This window comes from Actinacidiphila rubida (assembly GCF_900110255.1).
GTDB lineage: Bacteria > Actinomycetota > Actinomycetes > Streptomycetales > Streptomycetaceae > Actinacidiphila > Actinacidiphila rubida.
Window position 1 is genome coordinate 21,739 of sequence record NZ_FODD01000019.1, and the last position, 26,206, is coordinate 47,944.

The window sequence follows — 26,206 nt, forward strand, 5'->3', positions numbered from 1 at the left end:
ATTCGGAAGGGTGTCATGTCGCTGAACGCCGACGGAGTAGCCGAGAAGTTCGCCACGCTCGGACTGACCTACGACGATGTGCTGCTCCTGCCGGGGGCGTCCGAGGTGCTGCCGAACGAGGTGGACATCTCGTCGCTCATCTCCCGCAACGTCAAGGTGAACATCCCGCTGCTGTCCGCGGCGATGGACAAGGTCACCGAGGCGCGGATGGCCATCGCGATGGCCCGCCAGGGCGGCGTGGGCGTGCTGCACCGCAACCTCTCGATCGAGGACCAGGTCAGCCAGGTCGACCTGGTCAAGCGGTCCGAGTCCGGGATGGTCACCGACCCGATCACGGTCCGCCCCGACGCCACGCTGGCCGACGCCGACGCGCTGTGCGCGCGCTTCCGGATCAGCGGCGTGCCCGTCACCGACGAGTCCGGCCGGCTGCTGGGCATCGTCACCAACCGCGACATGGCCTTCGAGAGCGACCGCGCCCGCCAGGTCCGCGAGGTCATGACCCCGATGCCGCTGGTCACCGGCGAGGTGGGCATCTCCGGCGTCGACGCGATGGCGCTGCTGCGCCGCCACAAGATCGAGAAGCTGCCGCTGGTCGACGCCGATGGCCGGCTGCGCGGCCTGATCACCGTCAAGGACTTCGTCAAGGCCGAGCAGTACCCGCACGCGGCGAAGGACGCCGAGGGCCGGCTGCTGGTCGGCGCGGCCGTCGGCGCGAGCCCCGAGGCCCTGGACCGCGCGCAGGCGCTGGTCGGGGCGGGCGTGGACTTCCTGGTCGTCGACACCTCGCACGGCCACAACAGCAACGCGCTGAACTGGATGGCGAAGATCAAGTCGAACGTCCCGGTGGACGTCGTCGGCGGCAACATCGCCACCCGCGACGGCGCGAAGGCGCTGATCGACGCGGGCGTGGACGGCGTCAAGGTGGGCGTCGGCCCCGGCTCCATCTGCACCACCCGCGTGGTCGCCGGCATCGGCGTGCCGCAGGTCACCGCGATCTACGAGGCCGCTCAGGCCTGCATCGACGCCGGGGTGCCGGTGATCGGCGACGGCGGCCTGCAGTACAGCGGCGACATCGGCAAGGCGCTGGCCGCGGGTGCGAGCAGCGTCATGCTGGGCAGCCTGCTGGCCGGCTGCGAGGAGTCCCCGGGCGAGCTGCTGTTCATCAACGGCAAGCAGTTCAAGTCCTACCGCGGCATGGGGTCGCTCGGCGCGATGCAGTCGCGCGGGCAGGGCCGCTCGTACTCCAAGGACCGCTACTTCCAGGCCGAGGTCTCCTCCGACGACAAGCTCGTGCCCGAGGGCGTCGAGGGCCAGGTGCCGTTCCGCGGCCCGCTGTCCGCGGTGCTGCACCAGCTGGTCGGCGGCCTGCGCCAGACCATGGGCTACGTCGGCGCGACGACCGTCGCGGAGATGGAGTCCAAGGGGCGGTTCGTGCGGATCACCGCGGCGGGGCTCAAGGAGTCCCACCCGCACGACATCCAGATGACCGTCGAGGCCCCCAACTACCACGGCTGAGGTCCTCGCGGAGCGTGCGCCGACCGTCAGGGGCGCGGGGTCTCCCCGCGCCCCTGACGGCTGACCCGGCCGTTCCGGTCGGAACGGGCGGGGGCGGCGTACGGGATACTGAGGGCGGAGCCAGAAAAGAGAGGCGCAGGACGTGACTGAGATCGAGATCGGCCGGGGCAAGCGGGGCCGCAGGGCCTACGCGTTCGACGACATCGCCGTGGTGCCGAGCCGGCGGACCCGGGACCCGAAGGAGGTCTCGATCGCCTGGCAGATCGACGCCTACCGCTTCGAGCTGCCGTTCCTCGCCGCGCCCATGGACTCGGTCGTCTCCCCGGAGACGGCGATCCGCATCGGCAACCTCGGCGGCCTGGGCGTGCTGAACCTCGAGGGCCTGTGGACCCGCTACGACGACCCCGAGCCGCTGCTCGCCGAGATCGCCGAGCTGGACGACCACCGCGCCACCGCCCGGCTGCAGGAGATCTACGGCGCGCCGATCCGCGAGGAGCTGATCGGGCAGCGCATCAAGGAGGTCCGCGACGCCGGCGTCGTCACCGCCGCCGCGCTGTCCCCGCAGCGCACCGCGCAGTTCTCCAAGGCCGTGGTCGACGCCGGCGTGGACCTGTTCGTGATCCGCGGCACCACCGTCTCCGCCGAGCACGTCTCCGGCTCGCACGAGCCGCTGAACCTCAAGCAGTTCATCTACGAGCTCGACGTGCCGGTGATCGTCGGCGGCTGCGCCACGTACACCGCGGCGCTGCACCTGATGCGGACCGGCGCGGCGGGCGTGCTCGTCGGGTTCGGCGGCGGCGCCGCCCACACCACCCGCAGCGTGCTGGGCATCCAGGTGCCGATGGCCACCGCGGTCGCCGACGTGGCCGCGGCCCGCCGCGACTACATGGACGAGTCCGGCGGCCGCTACGTGCACGTCATCGCCGACGGCGGCTTCGGTGCGAGCGGCGACCTGCCGAAGGCCGTCGCGTGCGGCGCGGACGCGGTGATGATGGGCTCGCCGCTGGCTCGGGCGACCGACGCCCCCGGCCGCGGGTTCCACTGGGGCATGGAGGCCGTCAACCCCGAGCTGCCGCGCGGCAAGCGGATGAACCTCGGCACCACGGGCACCACCGAGGAGATCCTGCTCGGCCCGTCCCACGCGCCCGACGGATCGATGAACTTCTTCGGCGCCCTGCGCCGGTCGATGGCCACCACCGGCTACTCGGACCTGAAGGAGTTCCAGCGCGTCGAGGTCACGGTCTCGCCGACCCACCACCGCTGAGCGCCCTCCCGGCAGGGAGTCACCACGCGCGTGGGGCCCGTACCGCGGATGCGGTACGGGCCCCACGCGCGGTGCGGTCAGCGCGCCAGGCGCTTGGTGAAGAGGAAGCCCTCGGCGCCCGCGATCGCGAAGAACAGGAAGTCCTTGGCGTCCATGGACTCCTTCCAGGCGTGCTGCAGAAAGCTGAAGTGCTGGGTGAAGACGTCGACGACGCCGACGTCGTTGGTGCTGGAAATGATCAGCGCGAGGCCGAACAACTGGCCCAGGTAGACGCCGAGCAGGGCCAGCGGGACGCCCACGAAGGGCAGCAACGGGTTGCGGCCACCGGCCTTGGCCAGTGCGAAGCCCACGAGTGCGCCCACGGCGAGTGCCGCGTAGCCGATCTCGTGCTTGATGCCCTTGATCAGCAGCCCGTACAGGAGGGCGGCGACGACGGTGGCGCCGAGACCGGCCAGGATGCCCAGGGCGGCATTGTCCCGCTGCGGCGCGAGCGGGGCCGGCGGCGGGTACGCGGCGGGGTTGAAGCCGGACTGCGGCGGGGCGCCGTAGGGGGACTGCGGCGGCGGGCCGTACGGGTTCTGGCCGGGCGCGGCTTGCTGCGGCGGTGCGGCGTACGGGTTCTGGCCGGGCGCTGGCTGCTGCGGCGGTGGGTAGTTGGCGCTCATGGACGTTCCCCCGGGGACGTGACCGAATCGCACGAACGAGCGGCGTGCGAAAGTGACGCCGAAATCTAGCAGCGGGGTACGACACCGGGACAAGGCGATTCATCCGGTCGTTACACGACCACTACACCCCGTACCGGAACCCTTCGGCCGCTCCCGGCCGGCTCCGGCTGTGTCCGAGTCGGGCCGGGCGCGTCCGTCACAGCCGGGCCGCGGCGCCCGCCGGGGTCGCGCCGCGGGTGTCGAGCAGCAGCTGGGCCTTGACCGCCAGCCCCTGCAAGTCGTAGGTGCGGTGGTGCTGCAGAAGGAGCGTCAGGTCGGCCTCGGCGGCCGCCTCCCACAGCGAGTCGGCACGCGGCACGGGCCGGTCCAGCACCCGCCACTGCGGCACGTACGGGTCGTGGTAGCCGAGTTGGGCGCCCAGTTCGATCAGCCGGGTCCCGATCTCGCGGGCGGGCGCGCCCTCCTGGTCGGCGAGGTCGGCCTTGTAGGTGACGCCGAGCAGCAGCACGCGGGCGCCGCGCAGCGACTTGCCGTGCTCGTTGAGCAGCGCGGCGGCCCGCTGGACGACGTACCTGGGCATCCGGGAGTTGACCTCCTGGGCGAGCTCGACCATCCGCAGCGGGTGGCCGGGCAGCCGGGAGCGGCCGTCGGCCGCGGCGGTGGCGAACGGCGGTGCCGCGCCGGGGTCCAGGGCCGGCGCGTGCCCGCCGACGCCCGGACCGGGCCGGAACGCCTGGAATCCGAACGGCTTGGTCTCGGCACAGCGGATGACGTCCCACACGTCGATGCCCAGGCCGTGGCAGAACACCGCCATCTCGTTGGCGAAGGCGATGTTGACGTGCCGGTAGTCGGTCTCGAGCAGCTTCACCGCCTCGGCCTCGCGCGGCCCGCGGGCGCGCACCACCCGCTCGGTGAGCCGGCCGTAGAAGGCGGCCGCCGCCTCGGTGCAGGCCGGGGTGAGACCGCCCACCACCTTGGGGGTGTTGGCGAGGTGGAAGGCGCGGTTGCCGGGGTCGAGGCGGCTGGGGGAGTAGGCCAGGTGGAAGTCCCGGCCGGCCCGCAGGCCGTGCGCCTCCAGCAGCGGCCGCAGGAACTCCTCGGTGGTGCCGGGGTAGACGGCCGACTCCAGGACGACGGTGGTGTGCGGACGCAGGTGCGCGGCGAGCGCGCGGGCGGCCGCCGCCACGGCGGTCAGGTCGGGGCTGCCGCCGTCGACGGCCTCGCCGAGCGGGGTGGGCGCGCAGATCACGGCGGTCCTGACCCGGCCGAGGACGGCCGGGTCGCTGCTGGCACGGAAGCCGCAGGCGAGCATGCGGCGCAGGTCGGCGGCGGCGAGGGCGCCCGGGGGGACGCGGCCGGCGTTGATGTCGGCGACCACCGCGGGGTCGGCGTCGTAGCCGATGACGCCGACGCCGGCGGCGGTGGCCGCCTGGGCGAGGGGGAGTCCGGTGTGGCCGAGTCCGAGTACGGCGAGGTCTGCGGGCATGGCTTCAGTCCTCCACGAATGGCCCCAGGAAGAGCGTTAAAACAGGCTAACCAGACAAATCACTGATATGACCAAGCGGCGCGCCGTACAGGGCCGCAGCCGCACTCCGGCGGCATATTCGGCCGCACCCCGGCGGCACCACCGGCCGCACCCCGGCGCCACCACCGGCCAGGCGTCGGCGGGTCGTCCTCCCCGCTCCCCGCGCGGCCGGTCCCGGCCCGGCGTCGGCTGGCCCCTCACCGGCATCACCGTCACTATCGAGAGGGCATCAGGAAACGACGCGGAAGCGGGCCGACCCCCGGCACCGCAGTCACGGAGGTACGGATGCGTACGACAACCCTCGGCCCGTCTGACCGGTCGGACGCGCTCGCCCGGATGGCCGAGCAGGAGCTCGACGTCCTCGTGGTGGGCGGCGGCGTGGTGGGCGCGGGAACCGCGCTGGACGCGACCACCCGCGGCCTGACGACCGGGCTGGTGGAGGCCCGCGACTGGGCGTCCGGCACCTCCAGCAGGTCCAGCAAGCTCATCCACGGCGGCCTGCGCTATCTGGAGATGCTCGACTTCGCGCTGGTCCGCGAGGCGCTCAAGGAGCGCGGCCTGCTGCTGGAGAAGCTCGCCCCGCACCTGGTGCGGCCGGTGCCGTTCCTGTACCCGCTGCAGCACAAGGGGTGGGAGCGGATCTACGCCGGATCGGGCGTGGCGCTGTACGACGGCATGTCGATCTCCTCCGGGCACGGCCGCGGCCTGCCCCTGCACCGCCACCTGTCCCGCAAGCACGCCCTGCGGGTGGCGCCCTGCCTGCGCAAGGACGCCCTGGTGGGCGCCCTGCAGTACTACGACGCCCAGGTCGACGACGCCCGGCTGGTGGTCACGCTGGCGCGCACCGCGGCCGAGTACGGCGCGCAGGTCGCCAACGGCGCGAAGGTCGTCGCGTTCCTGCGCGAGGGCGAGCGGGTGGTGGGCGCCCGGGTGCAGGACGTGGAGGCCGGCGGCGAGTACGAGGTCAGGGCCCGCCAGGTGGTCAACGCCACCGGCGTGTGGACCGACGACACGCAGGCGCTGATCGGCGAGCGCGGCCAGTTCCACGTCCGCGCCTCCAAGGGCGTCCACCTGGTGGTGCCCAAGGACCGCATCCACTCCACCACCGGCCTGATCCTGCGCACCGAGAAGAGCGTGCTGTTCGTCATCCCCTGGGGCCGGCACTGGATCGTCGGCACCACGGACACCGACTGGGACCTGGACAAGGCGCACCCGGCGGCGTCCAGCGCCGACATCGACTACGTGCTCGAACACGTCAACTCCGTGTTGTCGACGCCGCTGACCAGGGACGACGTGCAGGGGGTGTACGCGGGTCTGCGCCCGCTGCTGGCCGGCGAGTCCGACGCGACGAGCAAGCTGTCGCGCGAGCACACCGTCGCGCACCCCGTTCCCGGCCTGGTGGTGGTGGCCGGCGGCAAGTACACGACGTACCGGGTGATGGCCAAGGACGCGGTGGACGAGGCCGTGCACGGCCTCAGCCAGCGGGTCGCGCCGTGCTGCACCGAGGAGGTGCCGCTGCTGGGCGCCGACGGCTACCAGGCGTTGTGGAACGCCCGTGCCCGCACCGCGGCCCGCACCGGCGTGCACGTCGCCCGGGTGGAGCATCTGCTCAACCGGTACGGCTCGCTGTCCGAGGAGGTGCTGGACCTCATCGCCGACGACGCCTCGCTGGGCGCCCCGCTCACCGGCGCGGACGACTACCTGCGGGCCGAGATCGTGTACGCGGCCAAGGCCGAGGGCGCGCGCCATCTCGAGGACGTGCTGACCCGCAGGACCCGGATCTCCATCGAGACGTTCGACCGCGGCACGCGCACCGCGCGCGAGGCCGCCGAGCTGATGGCACCCGTCCTGGGCTGGGACCAGGCGCAGATCGACCGCGAGGTGGAGCACTACGAGAAGCGCGTCGAGGCCGAGCGCGAGTCGCAGCTCCAACCCGACGACCAGACCGCGGATGCCGCCCGGTTGGGCGCTCCGGATATCGTTCCTCTCTAGGCGGATTGCCTGGGCGCGGAAGCACGCACGCGCGATCGGGGGAGCAGGCGGAGGAGCGCAGATGGTCGGGCAGGTCGACGAGGGACGATTGGTAGCGGGCCGCTACCGGCTGCTGGAGCGGATAGGGCGCGGCGGGATGGGCACCGTGTGGCGCGCCGAGGACGAACTCCTCGGCCGCCAGGTGGCCGTGAAGAAACTGCACCCGCCGCAACCCCACATGGCCGACGACGAACTCGCCACGCTCTTCGAGCGCACCCGCCGCGAGGCCCGGGCCGCGGCCCGCATCAGCCACCCCAACGTGATCGTCGTGCACGACGTGGTCGACGACGCGGGACTGCCGTCGATCGTCATGGAGTACGTCCCGTCCGTCACCCTCGGCGAACTGCTCAAGGAGCAGGGCCCGCTGCCCGTCGAGGAGGCCGCCAGGATCGGCCGCGGCATGATCGCCGCACTGCGCGCCGCCCACTCGGCCGGCGTGCTCCACCGGGACGTCAAGCCCGGCAACGTGCTGCTCGGCGGGACCGGCGGCAGCGGCTACCCGGCCGGCGAGGAGGGCGCGCGGGGAGGGGGCAGGATCGTCCTCACCGACTTCGGCATCGCCCAGGCGTCCGGGACGTCCACGCTGACCCGCACCGGCGAACTGATCGGCTCCATCGACTTCCTGTCGCCCGAGCGGATCCGCGGCACCGTGCCCGGGCCCGAGGCCGACCTGTGGGCGCTGGGCGCCACGCTCTACCAGGCCGTGGACGGCAGTTCGCCGTTCCGCAGGCCCACCGCGATCGAGACCGCGTACGCGATCGCCGAGGACGTCGTGGAGCCGCCGGCCGGCGCGGGCGCGCTCACCGAGGTCATCCGCGGCCTGCTGGCCAAGGAGCCGGAGCGGCGGCTGTCGGCCGAGCAGGCCGAACGGATGCTGCGGCTGCCGGTGGCCGACGAGGACACCGCGCTCGTCGGGCGGTTCACCTCCCGGCCGGCCGCGCAGGAGGCGCCGACCGCGATCGTCCCGCACCCGCGGGACGAGGCCGGCCAACCCCCTTATCCCCAGGCCCAGTACGCCCAGTCCCCGTACGCGGCGCCCGCGTACGGCACCGGCACCGGCAGCGGCACCGGCCCGCTGCCGCAGGCGACCGGCCCGCAGCAGCCCCCGCGCGACACCGGCGGGCAGCACCTCCCGCCGGGCCGCCGCAAGCGCCGGGTGGCGCCCTGGCTGGCCGGCGCGCTCGCGGTCGCGGTGCTGGCGGCCGGAGCCGCCTTCGCGGTGCGCCAGATGCGCGACGACAACGCCACCGGTACGCCCCCGGCGCCCACCACCACACCGACGCCGACCGGGCCCCCGCCCACCACGGCGGCGCCCACCACCACGCCCGCGACTCCGGTGACCAGCCCGCCGCCGCCCGTGCCCGACGGCTACCGGCTGGTCGACATGCCCGAGCGCGGCTACTCCGTGCCGGTGCCCGACAAGTGGCACCGCAAGGTCAGCCAGGGCGGCGACCAGATGGACTTCGTCGACCCCACGGGCCGGGTCGACCTCAAGGTCAGCGCCCTGGAGTACGGCACCAGCAGCCCGCTGGACCACTGGAAGTCCCTGGAGCCGCAGACCGCGAGCCAGGTCGGCCCCAGCTACCATCGCGAACGGCTCGACTCCACCGAGCAGTTCGGGGACCCGGCGGCGATCTGGGAGTTCACCTTCCAGGGCTCGGTGCGCAAGTACCACGCGATCGATCTGGGCTTCGGCAAGCCGGGCGGCACCGAGTACGCGATCTACCTGTCGGCCCCGGACTCCTCCTGGCAGAAGTACCGCGAGGTCTTCGACACCGCCGTGGCCGGATTCCGGCTCTCCGCCGGATAGGCCGAGTTCGCCGGACAGGTCGCGTTGGCCGGGTTCGCATCCCCGTCCCCGCTTCGGGGATGATGGGTACTCACGCCGTTCGACCAGGATCCCGGATCCTTGAAAGCAGCACCGCACGGCGCCGACGCAGCACCGTCACACGACGCCCACGACAGCCCCCGGAAGATGCCGGCACACCAGAGGGACACCATGACCGACGCCGAACGTACCGACGGACGCCTCCTCGCCGGCCGGTACCGCCTCGGCGGCATGCTCGGCAAGGGCGGCATGGGCACGGTGTGGCGGGCCGTCGACGAGACGCTCGGCCGCACCGTCGCCGTCAAGGAGCTGCGCTTCCCCGGGAACGTCGACGAGGACGAGAAGCGCCGCCTGGTGACCCGCACCCTGCGCGAGGCCAAGGCGACCGCCCGCATCCGCAACACCGGCGCGATCACCGTCTTCGACGTGGTCAAGGAGGACGACCGGCCGTGGATCGTCATGGAGCTGGTCGAGGGCCGCTCGCTCGCCGACGTGATCCGCGAGGACGGCCCGCTGACCCCGCGCCGTGCCGCCGAGGTCGGCCTGGTGCTGCTGGACGTGCTGAAGGCCGCGCACGCCGAGGGCATCCTGCACCGCGACGTGAAGCCGTCCAACGTCCTGATCGCCGACGGCGGTTCGGCCGCCGGCACTGACACGGGCGGCGACCGGGTCGTGCTCAGCGACTTCGGCATCGCGCAGATCGACGGCGACCCGTCGGTGACGTCCACCGGCATGCTCGTCGGCGCGCCCTCGTACATCTCGCCGGAGCGGGCCCGCGGGCAGAAGCCCGGCCCGCCGGCCGACCTGTGGTCGCTCGGCGCCCTGCTGTACGCGGCGGTCGAGGGTCGTCCGCCGTACGACAAGGGCTCGGCGATCGCCACGCTCACCGCGGTGATGACCGAGCCCGTCGGCCCGATGACCAAGGCCGGGCCCCTCGCCGACGCCATCCGCGGACTGCTGGTCAAGGACCCCGCGCAGCGCCTCGATGACGCGGGCGCCCGCGCGCTGCTCACCGCGGTGGCCGCGATGCCGGACCGGCCGGCCGCGCCGCCCGCGGGCGGCGACAGTGCGCGCACCACGGTGATGGAGCGGCCCGCCACCGCGGCCGAGGGCGCGGCGGCCGGTGCTGCCGCGGCCGGTGCCGCCCCCGTCTCCGACGGCCGCACCTCCGCCCTGCCGCAGGACGCGGCGCCCGCCGCCGCGGCGGCGGGAGCCGGTGACCAGGCGCGGATGCGCGCGGCACTGCGGTCGGTGCGGAAGGCGGCGAAGCCGAAGCCCGCGCCGGAGCCGGGCACGCCCGCGACCACCCGCCGGCCCGCGCCCTCCTCGCTCAGCGACGTGGTGCCGCGCCGCGCGATGCTCATCGCCGCCGTCGTGGTCGCGATCGCCCTGATCGGCACGGTGATAGGGATCGTGGCCGCCAACTCCGGTGGCGGCAAGGGCGGTTCCGGCGACACCAAGAACGGGTCCACCGGAGGGGCGTCGACCACCCCCGCCACCACCGCCCCGGCCACCGGCGGCGGGCAGGACAAGAACGGCAAGGGCAAGGGGAAGGGCAACGGCAAGGGCGACGACCAGGGTGACCAGACGGACGCGGGCAAGACCCCGGCGTCCGGGCAGCCTTCGGCGGGCGCCCCGTCCCCGGGCACGGCCCCGGGAGCGGTGCCGGCCGGCTGGCACGTGGTGACGATCGCGAGCGCGCACTACTCCCTCGCCCTGCCGCCCGGCTGGAAGCAGCTGAAGACCGTGGAGGCCGGCGCCGGCGCCGTGTTCGGGATCCCCGGCCACACCTTCCCGCAGGTCCTCGTCGACTTCACTCCCACGCCGGGCAAGGACGCCGCCGCCCAATGGCGCACCAACGAGCCCGGGGTGGGAAGCCACACCCCCGGCTACCAGTTCCTCTCCATCAAGCCGGTCTCCTACCGGAACTACCCCACCGCCGCGGACTGGGAGTTCACGCGGTCCGGCGACGGTTCGCGGGTGCACGTCAGGAACCGCGGTTTCGTCGTGGACCGCACGCACGGCTACGCGATCATGGTGTCGCTGCCGGTGGACCAGTGGAACGGCGCCGGCGGTGCCGCGATCCTCAGCGGCTTCTACTCCTCGTTCAAGCCGACGGCCTGACCACCGGCCGCCTTAGCACGTATCGTGAGGAGGCGTGGACCGTCCGCATCCGCAAGTGTCCGGATCGGATCGGTTCATGGGGAAGAACGACCGGGCCGAAGGGGGGCACCGTGGACGACTACGCAGGGCGGGTGCTCGCCGGCCGCTACCGGCTGCCCAGGCCCGTCGCCGACGAGTTCGAACTCGCCGAGACCCGCGCGTTCGACACGTACAGCGGGCAGGAGGTGCTGGTCCACCAGGTCCTGCTGCCGGAGGTCGTGAGCGCCGAACTCCCCGACGGGCCGGGCGGGTTCGAAGATCCCGAGGAGCTGGGCGAGAGCGCGCGGCGGGCCCTGGAGGCGGCCCGCGCCGCGGCCGCCGTCCCCGACCATCCGCGCATGGTGCAGGTCTTCGACATCTTCGTCGAGGACGGCAGCCTGTGGATCGCCAGCGAACTGGTGCCGGGCCGCCCGCTGGCCGCGTTACTCGTCGAGCGCCCGCTCGACGCCTTCCGCGCCGCGGAGGTCGCCGCCGACGTGCTGACCGCGCTGCGCGCGCTGCACGCCTACGGCTGGACGCACCGCAACGTCACGGCCGGCACCGTGCTGGTCCTCGACGACGGGCGGGCCATGCTCACCGGGCTCGCGGCCGGCGCGGCCCAGGAGGCGCTGTGCGGCTACGACCCGGTGCCGGAAGAGGTGCTGGCCGGGCACGGCGGCACCGGGGGCACCGACGGCGACGAGCGCTCCGACGGCGAGGGCGGCGCCGAACCACCGCGCCGCGGGCCGCAGTCGGCGCTGGAGCAGGAGCGGGCCCGGCAGAACCGGATCACCGTCGTCGGAGCGGTCACCGAGCGCTGGTCGCCCGAGCAGGCCCACACGGTGCACGAGAACTGGCGGCTGTCGCCGCCGGTCGGCCCGGCGGCCGATCTGTGGGCGCTGGGGGCGCTGCTGTTCCGCAGCGTGCAGGGCCACCCGCCCTACCCCGAGGAATCCGCCGCGGAACTGGTGCAGTTGGTGTGCGCGGAGCCGCCGGCGTTCGCCGAGGACTGCGGGCCGCTGCGGCCGGTCGTGGAGTCGCTGCTGCGGCCCGACCCCGAAGAGCGCCCTGAACCGGAGGAGTTGGGCGGCTGGCTGCGCTCCCTGGTCCGCGCGGCGCCCGAACCCGACGTCGGCCAGGCCACCGTCCAGGTGCCGACCGATCCGGCGCGGCTGCCGGTCAAGCGGCGCCGCGGCGAGCTCGTGCGGCGCAGGCGCAAGGCGGCGGCCGCGGCGGCCGCCGCGGCCGAGGGCGCCGCGCAGCACCGCAGGCACGCCCGCGGCAAGCAGGCCAGGCCCGGGAAGCCGGCGAAGCCCGCCGGGCCGGCGAAGCCCGCGCGGTCCTCGGGGACCGTTCCGCAGCCCCGCGCGTCGGCGGCCCCGGCCGCGCCCGTCAGGTCCGGCGCCCGCATCCCGCGCCAGTCCGGCGCCGAGCGCAGCGAGATGCGCCAGGAGCAGCTGTACCACCGCGAGCAGGTCGTCTCGCGCCGTCCCGGTCGCGAGGACGCGCCGCGGCGGCTGGGCGCGGGCCTGCTGATCGCGGTGCTGGTCGTGCTCGTCGCCGTGGTGCTGTACGCGCTGCTGGCGATGCCGCACCGCGACGCGTCGAGCAACGGCGCCGGCGGGACCCGCACCGTGCCGGCCGCGATGTCCGGCGGCGGGGACGGCAAGAACGGCGACACGTCGAAGCCGGCCACCAGCGCACCGGCGACGCACGCGCCCACCCAGGCACCGACCACCCACGCCGCGCCGCCGCCGGCCGTCACCGCGCCGCCCGACCTGGGCAGCGACTTCGTGATGCGCACCGACCCGGCCGGCTTCACGGTCGCCGTCCACACCGGCTGGGCCCGCTCCGGCGAGAACGCCCACCACCAGGTCCGCTACGCCGGCAGCGACCTCCAGATGCTCGTCGTGCCGGGCCGCGACCGGGCCACCGGCGACAGCCAGGACCCGCTGGCCTACCAGCTGGTCGAGCCCGAGCTCGCCGACTTCCGCGCGTCCGCCTGGTCCTCGGCGTCCGGTCTGCAGACGCTGGACCTGCGCGGCCACAGTGCCGCCGAGGGCGAGTACACGTGGCGTGACGCCGACGACCGGACCGTCTACGCCCGCAACCTCGCGGTGCAGATCGGCGGCCGCTACCACGTCATCCTCATCACCGGCCCCGACGCCGAACGCGCCGCCGTCCAGCGCGCGTTCGACAAGGCCGTCGAGACCTACGCGTCAACCGGCTGACAGCCGCTCCGTGTTCCGGCGGCCGCGGGTTCGGTGGCCCTTGAGGGAGCGGGAGTTGCGGACGTCGCGAGGTGGTTGCGGACGCGTGAGGGGATGGTGGCCGTCGGGGGGCGGCGTGCCCGGTGTGCGGCATCATGGGCCGTATGGCAAGTGACGGGGGACAAGCCACGGCGGCACGGGAGCCACGGGACGTGGTGGCCGGGCGCTACCGGATCACCGGGCGGCTGGGCCGCGGCGGGATGGGCACGGTGTGGCGGGCCGACGACGAGTTGCTGCGGCGGCCCGTCGCGGTGAAGGAACTGCACCTGGCGGCCGGACTCCAGGTCGGGGTGACCGACGTGGAGTCCGGCCGGCAGCACGACCGGGCCCTGCGGGAGGCGCGGAGCGTGGCGCGGATCCGGCACCCGCACGTCGTGGTCGTGCACGACGTGGTGGAGCAGGACGGCCGGCCGTGGATCGTGATGGAGCTGGTCGAGGGACGCTCGCTGGCCGACGTGCTGCGCGAGGACGGGCCGCTGCGGCCGCGCGAGGCCGCGCGCATCTGCGGGGCCGTCGCGGGCGCGCTGCTCGCCGCGCACCAGCACGGCATCCAGCACCGGGACGTGAAGCCGGCGAACGTGCTGATCGAGCGGGCCTCGGGCCGCGTGGTGCTCACCGACTTCGGCATCGCCCGGATCCCGGGCAGCGCCACCATCAGCGACACCGGCTCGTTCGTCGGCTCCCCGGAGTACACCGCGCCGGAACGCATGGCGGGCCGCGGAGCGGGCCCCGAGTCGGACCTGTGGTCGCTGGGCGCGCTGCTGTGCGCCGCGGTGGACGGCCAGTCGCCGTTCCACCGGGAGTCCATCGCCGAGGTCGTGCACGCCGTGGCAATCGACGACATCACCCCGCCCGGCACCGTCGGCCCGCTGCTGCCGGTGGTGCGGGGCCTGCTCGACCGGGACCCGGCCCGGCGGATGGCCGCCGCCGAGGTGCGGACGGTGCTGATGGCGTACGCGGAGACCGGCGTCGAGCCGCCCACCCCGGAGGCGCCGACGCCCGAACTGCCCACGCCCGACCGCGGGCCCGTGCCCGTCGCCGGACCGCCCAGCAGCTCGCGCCGCAGGACCGCGGCCGTGCTCGCGGGCGCCGCGCTGATCGCCGTGGTGGCCGGTGCGACGGCGGCGCTGCTCGTCAACCGCGGGGACGCCGGCACGGGGCGGGCCGGGATGCCGCCCGCCACCGCACCCGGGACGACGGCGCCGGCAGCGCCGACGGCTTCGGCGGCGAAGCCCTCGACGGCCCCGGCACGTCCTGTCACCACCGCGAACCCCACCGCACCGGCGCTGCCCAGCGGCTACCGCCAGGTCACCGACCCGCGCGGCTTCTCCGTCGCGCTCCCCGCCCCCTACGAGCGCGAGCCCACCGGGGCGCGGGTGTACTACTGGCTGGTCGGCCACACCTTCCGCTTCGGCGAGCGCGAGCAGCAGCCCGATCCGCGCGGTCCGTACGCGGTCATGCACGACCAGGACACGGCCGCCGCCAGGCCGGGCAGCACCTACCCGGGCTACCGGGACGGGGTGATCACCGCGACGACCATGCACGGCCGGGAGGCCGCGCTGTGGGAGTTCACCTACGACGGCTTCGGCGACGGCAGGGGCGCGCGCCGCACCCTCGACCTGTGCTGGACGGAGGACGGCCGGATGTACGACGTGTGGCTGTCGGCGCCGGTGGCGCGGACCGAGGCCGCGCGCAGCACCTTCGACACGATCCGCGCCAGCTTCACCGGTCGCGCCCAGCGCTGACCTGCGACTTCGCGTACCGCCGGTTACCCGGCTCCCACCTGGGGGGACCAGGACGACGCCACCGTTCGCTGGCGTAGTTGCGCGAATCAAGCAAAAAGTGGCTACTGATGGGTATCCACAGGGCGCCGGACAGTCGTAACCTCACCGGCATGACGGATTCGCCGGAGCCCGGCAGCAGCACGAGCGGCAGCGCCAGCAGCAGCGCCCCCGAGGGCACCCCGGGCAACCCGGCCGCGCCCACGTCGGCCCGCGGCCCGCAGGACGTCGTCACGCCCGAACTGGTCGCGCGCCTGACCCGCGGCGTCGCCGGCTCGGGCAGGACCGCCAACCACACGCCGCTGACCGGCGAGAAGCTGGCCGACCTGCCCGAGGCCACGCCCGAGGAGGTCGCCGAGGCCTTCGACCGCGCCCGGCTCGCCCAGCAGGCCTGGGCGGCCACGCCCGCGCGGCGCCGCGCCGCCGTGCTGCTGCGCTTCCACGACCTCGTGCTCGCCCGGCAGGCCGAGGTCCTCGACCTCATCCAGCTGGAGACCGGCAAGGCCCGGCTGCACGCCCACGAGGAGGTGCAGGTCGTCGCGATGGCCGCCCGGCACTACGGCCTCAAGGCGCCCTCGTACCTGCGGCCCAAGCGGCACTCCGGCGCCATCCCGACCCTCACCAAGGCCCTCGAACTGCGCCAGCCGCGCGGGGTGGTGGGCCAGATCGCGCCGTGGAACTACCCGCTGGAGCTGTCCGTCGGCGACGCGCTCCCCGCGTTCGCCGCCGGCAACGCCGTGGTGATGAAGCCCGACACCGAGACCGCGCTGACGGCGCTGTGGGCCCGCGAGCAGATGATCGAGGCCGGACTGCCCGAAGGCGTCTGGCAGATCGTCATCGGCGAGGGACCCGTGGTGGGCCCGGCCGTGGTCGAGCACGCCGACTACGTGTCGTTCACCGGCTCCACCCGCACCGGCCGCGAGGTCGCCCAGCGCGCCGCGGCCCGCCTGGTCGGCGCCTCCCTCGAACTCGGCGGAAAGAACGCACTCCTGGTGCTGCGCGACGCCGACCTGGACAAGGCCGCCGACGGCGCCGTGCGCGCCTGCTTCGCCTCGGCCGGACAGCTGTGCATCTCCGTCGAGCGGCTGTTCGTGGACGAGTCGGTCGCGGACGCCTTCACCGAGAAGTTCGTCGCGCGCACCAGGGCGATCCGGCTGGGCACCGCGCTCGCCTACGGCGCGGGCATGGGCTCGCTCGTCGGCGAGCGCCAACTGGCCACCGTGGCACGGCACGTGGACGAGGCACGGGAGAAGGGCGCGAAGGTGCTGGCCGGCGGGCGCCCGCGTCCGGACCTGGGCCCGTACGTGTACGAGCCGACGATCCTCGACGGCGTCGAGCCGCCCATGGCCGTGTGCACCGAGGAGACCTTCGGCCCGGTCGTCTCCGTCTACCGCTTCCGTGACGAGGAGGAGGCGATCGAGCGGGCGAACGCCACCGACTACGGCCTCAACTCCAGCGTCTGGAGCCGCGACACGCGCCGCGCGGGCCGGATCGCGGCGCGCCTGCGCTCGGGCACCGTCAACGTCAACGAGGCGTACGCGTCCGCGTACGGCAGCATCCGCGCGCCCATGGGCGGCATGAAGGACTCCGGGCTCGGCCGCCGGCACGGCTCCGAGGGCATCCTGAAGTACACCGAGGCGCAGACCATCGCCACCCAGCGGCTGCTGCCGATGGCGCCGGCGCTCGGCATGGACGACGAGAGGTACGCCGCGTTCCTCAGCCGCTCGCTGCGGCTGATGAAGGCCCTGCGGATGCGCTGACGCGCCCCTCCCCGTCCCGCCGACCCGCCGGACAGAAGGCCCCCCTCTCCGTCAACTCCCCTCATCCCGGAGGAACTCGTGGCACAGGACGACGGTTACGACTACGACGTGGTCGTCATCGGCTCCGGTTTCGGCGGCTCGGTCTCGGCGCTGCGGCTGTCCGAGAAGGGCTACCGGGTCGGAGTGCTGGAGGCCGGGCGGCAGTTCGCGCGCGACGACCTGCCCAAGAGCTCCTGGGACCTGCGCAACTACCTGTGGGCGCCCTCGCTCGGCCTCTACGGGATCCAGCGCATCCACGTGCTCGGCAACGTCCTGGTGCTCGCCGGCGCCGGGGTCGGCGGCGGCTCCCTGAACTACGCCAACACCCTGTACGTACCGCCCCCGGCGTTCTTCCAGGACCGCCAGTGGGGCCACATCACCGACTGGCAGGAGGAGTTGGCGCCGTACTACGACCAGGCGCAGCGCATGCTCGGGGTGCGGCTGAACCCCACGCTCACCCCCTCCGACGTCCATCTCCGGGCGGCCGCCGAGAAGATGGGCGTCGGCGACTCCTTCCACATGGCGCCGGTCGGGGTCTTCTTCGGCGACGGCAAGGACGCCCGCGGCGAGTCGGCGGCCGCGCCCGGCGACGAGGTGCCCGACCCGTACTTCGGCGGGGCCGGGCCGTCCCGCCGGGCCTGCACCGAGTGCGGCGAGTGCATGACCGGCTGCCGGCACGGCGCGAAGAACACCCTCAACGAGAACTACCTCCACCTGGCCCGGCAGGCCGGCGCCACCGTCCATCCGCTGACGACGGTGGTCGCGCTCGGCGAGGACCCGGCCGGCGGCTACCGCGTCACCACCGTCCCCACCGACCAGCGCAAGAAGGGTCCGCGCACGGACCTGCGGGCCCGGCAGGTGGTCGTGGCGGCCGGCACCTACGGCACGCAGACGCTGCTGCACGCGATGCGCGACAGCGGCGGGCTGCCCGCGATCTCGGCCCGCCTCGGCGAGCTGACCCGCACCAACTCCGAGGCCCTGGTGGGCGCGCAGACCTCGCCCGGCCGCTACCGCAAGCGCCACCCCGGCACCGCCCTGGACTTCACCCGGGGCGTCGCCATCACCTCGTCGGTGCACCCCAACGACCACACCCACATCGAGCCGGTCCGCTACGGCCGCGGCTCGAACTCCATGGGCTCGCTGTCCACGCTCGCCGCGCCCTACCGCGGCCGGGTGCCGCGCTGGCTGGAGTTCCTGGGCAACAACCTGCGCCACCCGGTGCTGGCCTGCCGGTCGATGATCACCTACCGCTGGTCGGAGCGGACCATCATCGGCCTGGTCATGCAGACCAGCGACAACTCGCTGACCACGTTCCGGAAGCCGAAGGGCCCGGGCAAGGGGCTGCTCACCGCGCGGCAGGGCCACGGCGCGCCCAATCCCGTGCACATCCCGGAAGGCGCGGAGGCGGCCCGGCTGATCGCCGAGGAGATCGGCGGCTTCCCGGGCAGCAACATCGGCGAGGCCACCGCCCGCCCGCTCACCGCCCACTTCCTGGGCGGCTGCCCGATCGGCGAGGACGCCGAGCACGGCGTCATCGACCCCTACCACCGGCTCTACGGGCACCCGGGCATCCACGTCGTGGACGGCGCCGCGGTCTCGGCGAACCTCGGCGTCAACCCGTCGCTGACGATCACGGCGCAGGCGGAGCGGGCGATGTCGCTGTGGCCCAACAAGGGCGAGGAGGACCCGCGTCCGGCCCAGGGCGAGGGTTACCGGAGGCTGCCCGCGGTCGCACCGCACACGCCCGCGGTTCCCGCCGAGGCGTTCGGCGCGCTGCTGCTGCCGGTGCCGGCGGTGCCGCCCAGGAAGGCGGACACAGCGGGGGAGTCCGGCGGGGAGAGCGCCGCGACGGCGTCAGGGACGTCCTGAACGCCGTGAATGATGTGAACGACCCGAACGACCCGAACGCTCCTGACGACAGGGCCGACCCGAACGCCGGGAACGTCATGAAACAGTCGGTCACGTCCGGAACGTCGCGAACACGCGGTAATGTGTCCTTCGCAGAGCGGCCGGTCCCAAGCGTCCCTGGGAGCCGACCGCCTGTTTGAGTCGTGACCGGGCTGCTGTCCCCTGCCGTCCGGTCACTCGCACCGACGCGAGGTCCCACAGCGGCCGCACGACTGCGGCCGCATCATCGCATCGGTCACACCCCGCCCAGCTGCGTCTGGACGGTGTTCACTCCACGCGTGGTGCTGGCTGACCGCCCCTGGCTGGCACGGACACCACCTCCAACGAACCCGCGGACCACCGGTCACGTGCCGTTCGGGTGATGCCGCCCGAACGGGCGCCCTCAGACGCTGCCGCGGCACAGTTCGAGCAGCGTCATCGCCACGGCCGTCCCCGGGCGGCCCAGCGCCCCGCCGTACGTGCGCAGCACCTCCAGTTCGCGGGCCAGGTGCACCCGCCGGCCGCCGGAGCCGATCCGGGCGGCCTGGATCTCGCCGGACACGCTCATCCGCTCCTGGACGAGCGCGATGATCCGCGCGTCCAGGTCGTCGATGCGCTGCCGCCGGGTGGCGATCAGCGCGTCCGCCGTGGGTGCGGTGGCGCCGCTCCCCGTGCCGGTGGCGCCGGTGACGTTTCCCGTCGTGGTGTTCTCGGTCATGGTCTGCTCCTCGGGGCTGCCGGCCCCGGGACGCGGCCCCGAACGCGACAGGCGCCCCGGGCCGAGTGGCCCGGGGCGCCTGTGAAGTCGCTCGTCAGTAGCTCACGCAACGCGACCATGGCAGCCGGACCAGCCGGTGCCATAGGTAAACGCGAAGGTGCGCGGGTTCATGCGAGCAGTATGGACCACCTACCCGGCGGCCGCGCAAGCCGCCGCCGCGCCGACGGTAGACTCGGAGGCAGGGCCGGCAGGCCCCGACCCCCTGCACACTCCGCCGGAAGGCCGCACGTGGCATCAGCGACCCCAGCCGCCCCCGACCACAGCGCCGGGAACACCGACACCTCCGACAGCACCGCGGACGTGGTGCTCGTCGTCGACTTCGGCGCCCAGTACGCGCAGCTCATCGCGCGCCGCGTGCGCGAGGCCCGGGTGTACAGCGAGATCGTGCCCTCGACCATGCCGGTCGCGGAGATGCTGGCGAAGAACCCGGCGGCGATCATCCTGTCCGGCGGGCCCTCCTCGGTCTACGCCGAGGGCGCCCCGAGCCTGGACCGCGCGATCTTCGAGGCCGGCGTCCCGGTCTTCGGCATGTGCTACGGCTTCCAGCTGATGGCCACCGCGCTCGGCGGCACCGTCGACAACACCGGCGCCCGCGAGTACGGCCGCACCGCGCTGAGCGTCAGCCGGCCCGGCTCGACCCTCTTCGAGGGCACCCCCGCCGAGCAGTCCGTGTGGATGTCGCACGGCGACGCGTGCTCGGCCGCGCCCGAGGGCTTCGCCGTCACCGCGTCCACCGACGTGGTCCCGGTCGCCGCCTTCGAGAACGACGCCGCGAGGCTGTACGGCGTCCAGTACCACCCCGAGGTGCTGCACTCCACGCACGGCCAGCAGATCCTCGAGCACTTCCTGTACCGCGGCGCCGGCATCGCGCCGTCCTGGACCACGTCCAACGTGGTGGACGAGCAGATCGCGCTGATCCGCGAGCAGGTCGGCGACAAGCGGGCGATCTGCGGCCTGTCCGGCGGCGTGGACTCCGCGGTCGCCGCGGCCCTCGTGCAGAAGGCCATCGGTGACCAGCTGACCTGCGTGTACGTCGACCACGGGCTGATGCGCAAGGGCGAGACCGAGCAGGTCGAGAAGGACTTCGTGGCCGCGACCGGCGTGCAGCTGAAGGTCGTGGACGCCTCCGAGCGCTTCCTCGCCGCGCTCGCCGGGGTGTCCGACCCCGAGGAGAAGCGCAAGATCATCGGCCGGGAGTTCATCCGGGTCTTCGAGCAGGCGCAGGCCGAGATCGTCGCCGAGGCCGGCGTGACCGGCGCACCGGTGGAGTTCCTGGTGCAGGGCACGCTGTACCCGGACGTCGTGGAGTCCGGCGGCGGCACCGGCACCGCCAACATCAAGTCGCACCACAACGTCGGCGGCCTCCCCGAGGACCTGCAGTTCCAGCTCGTCGAGCCGCTGCGCAAGCTGTTCAAGGACGAGGTGCGGATGGTCGGCCAGGAACTGGGCCTGCCGGAGGAGATCGTCCAGCGGCAACCGTTCCCCGGCCCCGGCCTCGGCATCCGCATCGTCGGCGAGGTCACCAGGGAGCGCCTGGACCTGCTGCGCGAGGCCGACGCCATCGCCCGCGAGGAGCTGACCGCAGCCGGTCTGGACCGCGAGATCTGGCAGTGCCCCGTGGTGCTGCTGGCCGACGTCCGCAGCGTGGGCGTCCAGGGCGACGGCCGCACCTACGGCCACCCGGTGGTGCTGCGCCCGGTGTCCTCCGAGGACGCCATGACCGCGGACTGGTCCCGCCTGCCGTACGACGTGCTGGCCCGGATCTCCACCCGTATCACCAACGAGGTCAGCGACGTCAACCGCGTGGTCCTCGACGTGACGAGCAAGCCCCCGGGCACCATCGAGTGGGAGTGACCCGGGGCGCGTGACGCGCCGCACCGGGCCCGGAGCCGCCACGGCTCCGGGCCCGGTTTTTTTTCCGCGTACCCCGTGAGTCACCGGCCGCGGGTGTACGTATAGCTCGGCGACGCAGCCGTCCGCGCGCACCCGGAGAACCGTTCCTTCCCGGGTGCGCGCGGTGAGAGAGGTGGAAGAGATGCTGGACCTGTGGCGGGACACCGCGCGACGCTACGCACTGCTGCCGTTGCGGATCTTCCTCGGCGTGACGTTCGTCTACGCCGGGCTGGACAAGCTGACCAGCGACACCTTCTTCACCGACTCGGCCAACGGCTCCCTGGTGCAGATCCTGCACGGGGCGCACGGCACGGCCGCGATCCCGGGGATGATCGACCTGGCCCTCAAGGCGCCGCACGGCTTCGGCTACGCGATCGCGTTCGGCGAGCTCGCCGCCGGCCTCGGCACCCTGGCCGGGCTGCTCGGCCGGGTCGCGGCCACCGGCGGCGCGCTGATCTCGCTCAGCCTGTGGCTGACCGTCAGCTGGTCCACCACGCCGTACTACTACGGCAACGACCTCGTCTACCTGATGGCCTGGTTGCCGCTGGTGCTGGCCGGGGCGCCCTACCTGTCGCTCGACGCGCTGATCACGAAGCGCCGTCGCGGAACGAACCGGGTCCCCCCGCAGTCCGCCGCCGGCGCGCACGACGACCGCGTACCGACCGAACGGCCTGCGTGACGACGGCGGTGACGGCGACCAGCGCCAGGCCGCTGCCCGCCACCGGCACCGTCTCGCGCGTGTCCGACAGGTCCCACACCTGGCCCGCGTCCAGCAGGAACGCCACCGTCAGACCGATCAGCACCAGGCCCATCACCAGGGCCGCCGGCTCGAACCGATGCCTGCGCATCACCGCACCACCTTCACCTGGCCGACGCCCACCGTGACCGTCAGCCGGATCGTGCCGGACGGGATCGTGCCCGGCTCCGCCGGGAGCGAGCGCACCCCGTGCTGCCCGCCGTGGACCTGTACCCCGTCGTTGACTTTGCCGGGCAGCACCAGCTCACCGATCCCCAGGTCGTAGTCGATGCTGACCGCGGCGTCGCGCGGCAGCCGCAGCTCCGCCTGGCCGGCGCCGATCTCCACCTTGGTGGTGACCGTCCGGCCGTCCAGCGCCAGCCGCGACAGGTCCAGGGTGGCGGTGCCCGCGCCGCGCTCGTACGACGGCTGGACCGCGGCCGCCGTCAGCGGCTGCCACGTGGTACGGCCCACGCCCTGACCGGACTTGGGGAGCGTGGCCGTGCCGATGAGCGCGGCGAGGATGACCACCGCGAAGAACGTGGTGCCGCCGCGGGCCCGGCCCGCGAACGACGCGACGACGAACGCCGTGCCGAGCACGCCGAGCGCCGCGGACAGGCCGATCTCGGCGCTCACCGCGGTCGGCTGGTACGGCCACGACGCCCCCGTGCCGGCCGCCAGCGCGGTCACCGTGAGCAGGAGGACGACCAGGGAGAACGCCCACGAGGAGTGCGCGCGCCTGACCTGCCGCCGGCGCTCCCGCCAGGCCGCCCGGTCGTCCTCGTCGTACGGGCCGTCGTCCGGACCCCACAGATAGGCCGGCTCCTTCGTCAGCGGCTCCCGCCACCACGAGGGCGCGGCACCGGGCTCCGGCGGCGCCTGCACGGCGGGCGGCGCGTCCGGAACGGCGGTCGCCGCCCGTGTCGCCCCGCCCTCGCTCTGCGGCGGCGCCTCGCCCGCGGCGGCCATCCGGCGGCGCTGCTGCGACCAGTAGACGGCCGCCGCCGTGCCGGTGAGCAGCAGCAGCGAGAACGCCTGGTTGGTGCCGTTGCCGATCATGGACGCGTACAGGCCGCAGCCGACCAGCGCCATCAGTACCGCGGTCAGCGGCGCGCCCTCGATCCGGCCGGACAGCAGCCGGTGCGCCTCGCTCTCCGTCTCGCCCTCCTGCGGGATGACCAGCCAGCCCATGCCGTAGACGATCAGGCCGATGCCACCGGTCAGCGCCAGCACGACGAGCACCACGCGGAAGATCACCGGGTCGACGCCGAAGAAGCGGCCGGCGCCGTGGCACACGCCCGCGATCACCTTGTCGCCGTCGCGCCCGCGGTACAGGCGGAGCCGCTTGGCGCCGTCGCCGTCCGCCGTGTCTGCCGCGTCCGCCGTGTCTGCCGCGTCCGCGGCGGCTGCCGCGGAGGTGCCCGCGCCCGCCGCGGCGCCCTCGGCACGCGAGGGGTCGTGGGGCGGTGTGCCGTCGTGCCCGGGGGAGGGGTCCGTCATACGACCATGGTGGCGGTTCGGCCGCCCGCCCGGCACCCGGCCCCGACCCTGGTCCGACCCTGATCCGTCCCCTGGGGGAGGGCCCTGGGTCACGTCCCGGATCAGGGGGGTCAACCCTGATGCCGCGAGCGGGTGCGGTGTGTGACGATCGGGGGTATGCCAGCCAGCAGCCCGCCCTCCGGCGCGACCGGAGCGTCGTTCCTCGCCCCGCCGGATCCCGGCGACAGCGGAGTGCGCAAGCTCTACCGCAGCTCCGAGGGCCGCATGGTCGGCGGCGTGGCGCGCGGCCTGGCCGGGCACCTCGGGCTGCCCGTGCTGTGGGTGCGGGTCTTCTTCATCGTGCTCGCGGCGTTCAACGGCATCGGGATCCTCGTCTACGCCATCTTCTGGTTCTTCGTGCCACTGGGTGTCGGCGGTGTCGCCGAGGCCAAGGAACCGCGCGACGCCCGCTCCTGGCTGGCCGGCAAACGTCCCGACAAGGGCCAGGTCATCGCGCTGATCGCGCTCGCGGTCGGCACCGGCGTGCTGGTCGACAGCCTCAACCTGGGCGCCGCGAACCGCGCGGTGTGGCCGCTGCTGGTCATCGCGCTGGGCGTCGCCCTGGTGTGGCGGCAGGCGGACAACGCCCGCAAGGCCCGCTGGGTGGAGATGAGCCAGGGCAAGCGGTTCTGGCCGCTGGCCAGGGCCGCCGCCGGCGTGGTGCTGGTGGTCGCCGGCGTCACCGGCTTCATCGTGGTCCGCGGCAGCGGCAGCCACCTCGGCGGCATCCTCCAGGCCGCCCTCGCGGTGCTCGTCGGCGTCGCGCTGATCGCCGGCCCCTACCTGGTGCGGCTGACGCAGGACCTGTCGGCGGAGCGGTTGATGCGCATCCGCGCGCAGGAGCGCGCGGAGGTCGCCGCCCACGTCCACGACTCGGTGCTGCACACCCTGACCCTGATCCAGCGCAACGCCGACGACCCGCGCGAGGTGGCCCGGCTGGCCCGGGCCCAGGAGCGGGAGCTGCGGGCCTGGCTGTACCGGCCCGAGGGCACCGGCCGCGACGACGAGCCGACCACGCTCGCCGAGGCGGTGCGGGCCGCGGCCGCCGAGGTGGAGGACGCGCACGGCGTGCCCGTCGAGGTGGTGTGCGTCGGCGACTGCGCGCTCGACGAGCGACTCGTGTCGCAGATGCAGGCCGCGCGCGAGGCGATGGTCAACGCGGCCAAGTACGGTGGCGGTTCGGCGGGCGAGGCGGTGCAGGTGTACGCCGAGGTCGAGGAGGACCGGGTGTTCGTCTCGGTCCGCGACCACGGCCCCGGTTTCGACCTCGACCAGGTCCCCGAGGACCGCATGGGCGTACGACAATCGATCATCGGGCGGATGGAGCGCAACGGCGGCCAGGCCCGGCTGCGACCCGCCCCCGGCGGGGGAACCGAAGTGGAGCTGGAGATGGAGAGGGCGGCGGCGGCATGAGCACGGAGGAGCAGCGGCGGGTACGGGTGGTGCTCGTCGACGACCACCGGATGTTCCGCACCGGGGTGCAGGCGGAGATCGGCGCCACCGAGGAGACGGGCGTCGAGGTCGTCGGCGAGGCCGCGGACGTCGACCAGGCGGTCGCCGTCGTCACCGCGACCCGGCCCGAGGTGGTGCTGCTGGACGTGCACCTGCCCGGCGGCGGCGGGGTCGAGGTGCTGCGGCGGTGCGCGGCGCTCGCCGCGGACCCGGACCACCCGGTGCGCTTCCTGGCGCTGTCGGTGTCGGACGCGGCCGAGGACGTGATCGGCGTCATCCGCGGCGGCGCGCGCGGCTACGTCACCAAGACCATCACCGGCCCCGACCTGGTCACCTCGATCTTCCGGGTCCGGGACGGCGACGCGGTGTTCTCGCCGCGCCTGGCCGGCTTCGTCCTCGACGCGTTCGCCTCGACCGACGCGCCGCCGGTCGACGAGGACCTGGACCGGCTGACCCAGCGCGAGCGCGAGGTGCTGCGGCTGATCGCCCGCGGCTACGCGTACAAGGAGATCGCCAAGCAGCTGTTCATCTCGGTCAAGACGGTCGAGTCGCACGTCTCGGCGGTGCTGCGCAAGCTGCAGCTGTCCAACCGGCACGAGCTGACCCGCTGGGCGACGGCCCGCCGCCTGGTGTGAGCCGGTGCGGGCCGCCGCCGTCCTCACTCAGGAGCCTAGGGCTCCTCGTCCGGCCAGAGCAGCGTGTAGTTGGGCACCCGGACCGCGCGCTGCTCGACGGGGGTGTCGAGCGACTCCATCGGCACGCCCTCCGGCACGGGGCAGCGGCTGAGGTGGATGCCGACCAGGCACCCGTCGCACCAGAACGCCGCGTATCCCACGCGCTGCTCGGGCTGGCCGGTGAAGGTCAGCCGCAGGTCCTCCGATCCGCAACTGGGGCACGGCCGGTGGTTCGCCCGGCCCGGCAGCGCCTTGTAGTGCTGCTCGTACGCCTCCAGCCACGCTCCCCAACTCGCCGTCAGGGCTTGCATCGTCGCATCTCCCGTCGTCTCGGCTCGCCCGTCCCGGGGCGACAGTCGACATTACGCCGCCGACCGGCCCGCCGGGTCGCTTTCCCCTAACGGTTGACGCACCGCTGACGCCGGTG

At 73.9% G+C, this 26,206-nt stretch carries 18 protein-coding genes; 13 read left to right on the forward strand and 5 right to left on the reverse strand.

All coding sequences use genetic code 11. From position 1 onward, the window contains the following. Positions 1 to 15: 15 nt before the first annotated feature. Positions 16 to 1,515 carry an IMP dehydrogenase gene (guaB, locus tag BMW99_RS19650; RefSeq protein ID WP_069463041.1) on the forward strand — a complete coding sequence of 500 codons (1,500 nt, stop codon included), beginning with the start codon at positions 16 to 18 and terminating at the stop codon, positions 1,513 to 1,515. 142 nt (positions 1,516 to 1,657) lie between these two features. Further along, entirely contained in the window at positions 1,658 to 2,779 is a 1,122-nt protein-coding gene (locus BMW99_RS19655; protein ID WP_075017240.1) for a GuaB3 family IMP dehydrogenase-related protein, read from the forward strand. Between the two features lie 77 nt (positions 2,780 to 2,856). Here BMW99_RS19655 and BMW99_RS19660 read toward each other — a convergent pair whose 3' ends face one another. Both BMW99_RS19660 and BMW99_RS19665 read right to left on the reverse strand, forming a co-directional pair. Further along, positions 2,857 to 3,444: a hypothetical protein gene (locus BMW99_RS19660; protein ID WP_075017241.1), complete on the reverse strand. Its 588-nt coding sequence runs from the start codon at positions 3,442 to 3,444 to the stop codon at positions 2,857 to 2,859. A 196-nt stretch (positions 3,445 to 3,640) separates the two neighbouring features. Beyond that, positions 3,641 to 4,930: a nucleotide sugar dehydrogenase gene (locus BMW99_RS19665; protein WP_069463042.1), complete on the reverse strand. Its 1,290-nt coding sequence runs from the start codon at positions 4,928 to 4,930 to the stop codon at positions 3,641 to 3,643. Positions 4,931 to 5,254: 324 nt separating this feature from the next. On the opposite strand from BMW99_RS19665, the gene BMW99_RS19670 reads away from it, so the two are divergent. From BMW99_RS19670 to BMW99_RS19700, 7 genes are all read left to right on the forward strand, one after another. Further along, positions 5,255 to 6,961: a glycerol-3-phosphate dehydrogenase/oxidase gene (locus BMW99_RS19670; RefSeq protein WP_069463043.1), complete on the forward strand. Its 1,707-nt coding sequence runs from the start codon at positions 5,255 to 5,257 to the stop codon at positions 6,959 to 6,961. Between the two features lie 61 nt (positions 6,962 to 7,022). After that, a complete protein-coding gene (locus BMW99_RS19675) occupies positions 7,023 to 8,810 on the forward strand; it encodes a serine/threonine-protein kinase (protein ID WP_075017242.1) in 1,788 nt (595 codons plus the stop codon). A gap of 189 nt (positions 8,811 to 8,999) precedes the next feature. Then, positions 9,000 to 10,952, forward strand: coding sequence for a serine/threonine-protein kinase (locus BMW99_RS19680; RefSeq protein ID WP_075017243.1), 1,953 nt, complete (start codon positions 9,000 to 9,002; stop codon positions 10,950 to 10,952). Between the two features lie 110 nt (positions 10,953 to 11,062). Then, positions 11,063 to 13,201, forward strand: a complete 2,139-nt coding sequence (locus BMW99_RS19685; RefSeq protein WP_075017244.1) for a protein kinase family protein — start codon at positions 11,063 to 11,065, stop codon at positions 13,199 to 13,201. 143 nt (positions 13,202 to 13,344) lie between these two features. Next, on the forward strand, positions 13,345 to 14,985 hold the full coding sequence (locus BMW99_RS19690) for a serine/threonine-protein kinase (protein ID WP_075017245.1): 1,641 nt from the start codon (positions 13,345 to 13,347) through the stop codon (positions 14,983 to 14,985). Positions 14,986 to 15,134: 149 nt separating this feature from the next. Next, complete coding sequence (locus BMW99_RS19695; protein WP_069464892.1) at positions 15,135 to 16,781, forward strand: succinic semialdehyde dehydrogenase; 1,647 nt, start codon at positions 15,135 to 15,137, stop codon at positions 16,779 to 16,781. Between the two features lie 63 nt (positions 16,782 to 16,844). Beyond that, positions 16,845 to 18,689, forward strand: coding sequence for a GMC oxidoreductase (locus BMW99_RS19700; RefSeq protein WP_069464891.1), 1,845 nt, complete (start codon positions 16,845 to 16,847; stop codon positions 18,687 to 18,689). Positions 18,690 to 19,110: 421 nt separating this feature from the next. On the opposite strand, the gene BMW99_RS19705 is transcribed toward BMW99_RS19700, so the two are convergent. Further along, positions 19,111 to 19,425 (reverse strand): chorismate mutase, encoded by a 315-nt coding sequence (locus BMW99_RS19705; RefSeq protein ID WP_069464893.1) that lies wholly within the window; start codon positions 19,423 to 19,425, stop codon positions 19,111 to 19,113. Between the two features lie 288 nt (positions 19,426 to 19,713). Here BMW99_RS19705 and guaA point away from each other — a divergent pair, with 288 nt between their 5' ends. Further along, positions 19,714 to 21,339 carry a glutamine-hydrolyzing GMP synthase gene (guaA, locus tag BMW99_RS19710; RefSeq protein ID WP_075017246.1) on the forward strand — a complete coding sequence of 542 codons (1,626 nt, stop codon included), beginning with the start codon at positions 19,714 to 19,716 and terminating at the stop codon, positions 21,337 to 21,339. Between the two features lie 181 nt (positions 21,340 to 21,520). Next, complete coding sequence (locus BMW99_RS19715; protein WP_069463520.1) at positions 21,521 to 22,057, forward strand: DoxX family protein; 537 nt, start codon at positions 21,521 to 21,523, stop codon at positions 22,055 to 22,057. 168 nt (positions 22,058 to 22,225) lie between these two features. On the opposite strand, the gene BMW99_RS19725 is transcribed toward BMW99_RS19715, so the two are convergent. Further along, on the reverse strand, positions 22,226 to 23,614 hold the full coding sequence (locus BMW99_RS19725; protein WP_079138405.1) for a PspC domain-containing protein: 1,389 nt from the start codon (positions 23,612 to 23,614) through the stop codon (positions 22,226 to 22,228). Positions 23,615 to 23,770: 156 nt separating this feature from the next. Between BMW99_RS19725 and BMW99_RS19730 the strand changes: the two genes are divergently transcribed. Further along, positions 23,771 to 25,066, forward strand: a complete 1,296-nt coding sequence (locus BMW99_RS19730) for an ATP-binding protein (RefSeq protein WP_069463517.1) — start codon at positions 23,771 to 23,773, stop codon at positions 25,064 to 25,066. After that, a complete protein-coding gene (locus BMW99_RS19735) occupies positions 25,063 to 25,740 on the forward strand; it encodes a LuxR C-terminal-related transcriptional regulator (RefSeq protein ID WP_069463516.1) in 678 nt (225 codons plus the stop codon). The genes BMW99_RS19730 and BMW99_RS19735 overlap by 4 nt, the downstream gene beginning before the upstream one ends. 35 nt (positions 25,741 to 25,775) lie before the next feature. Here BMW99_RS19735 and BMW99_RS19740 read toward each other — a convergent pair whose 3' ends face one another. Beyond that, entirely contained in the window at positions 25,776 to 26,090 is a 315-nt protein-coding gene (locus tag BMW99_RS19740) for a hypothetical protein (RefSeq protein WP_069463515.1), read from the reverse strand. Between the last annotated feature and the right edge of the window lie 116 nt (positions 26,091 to 26,206).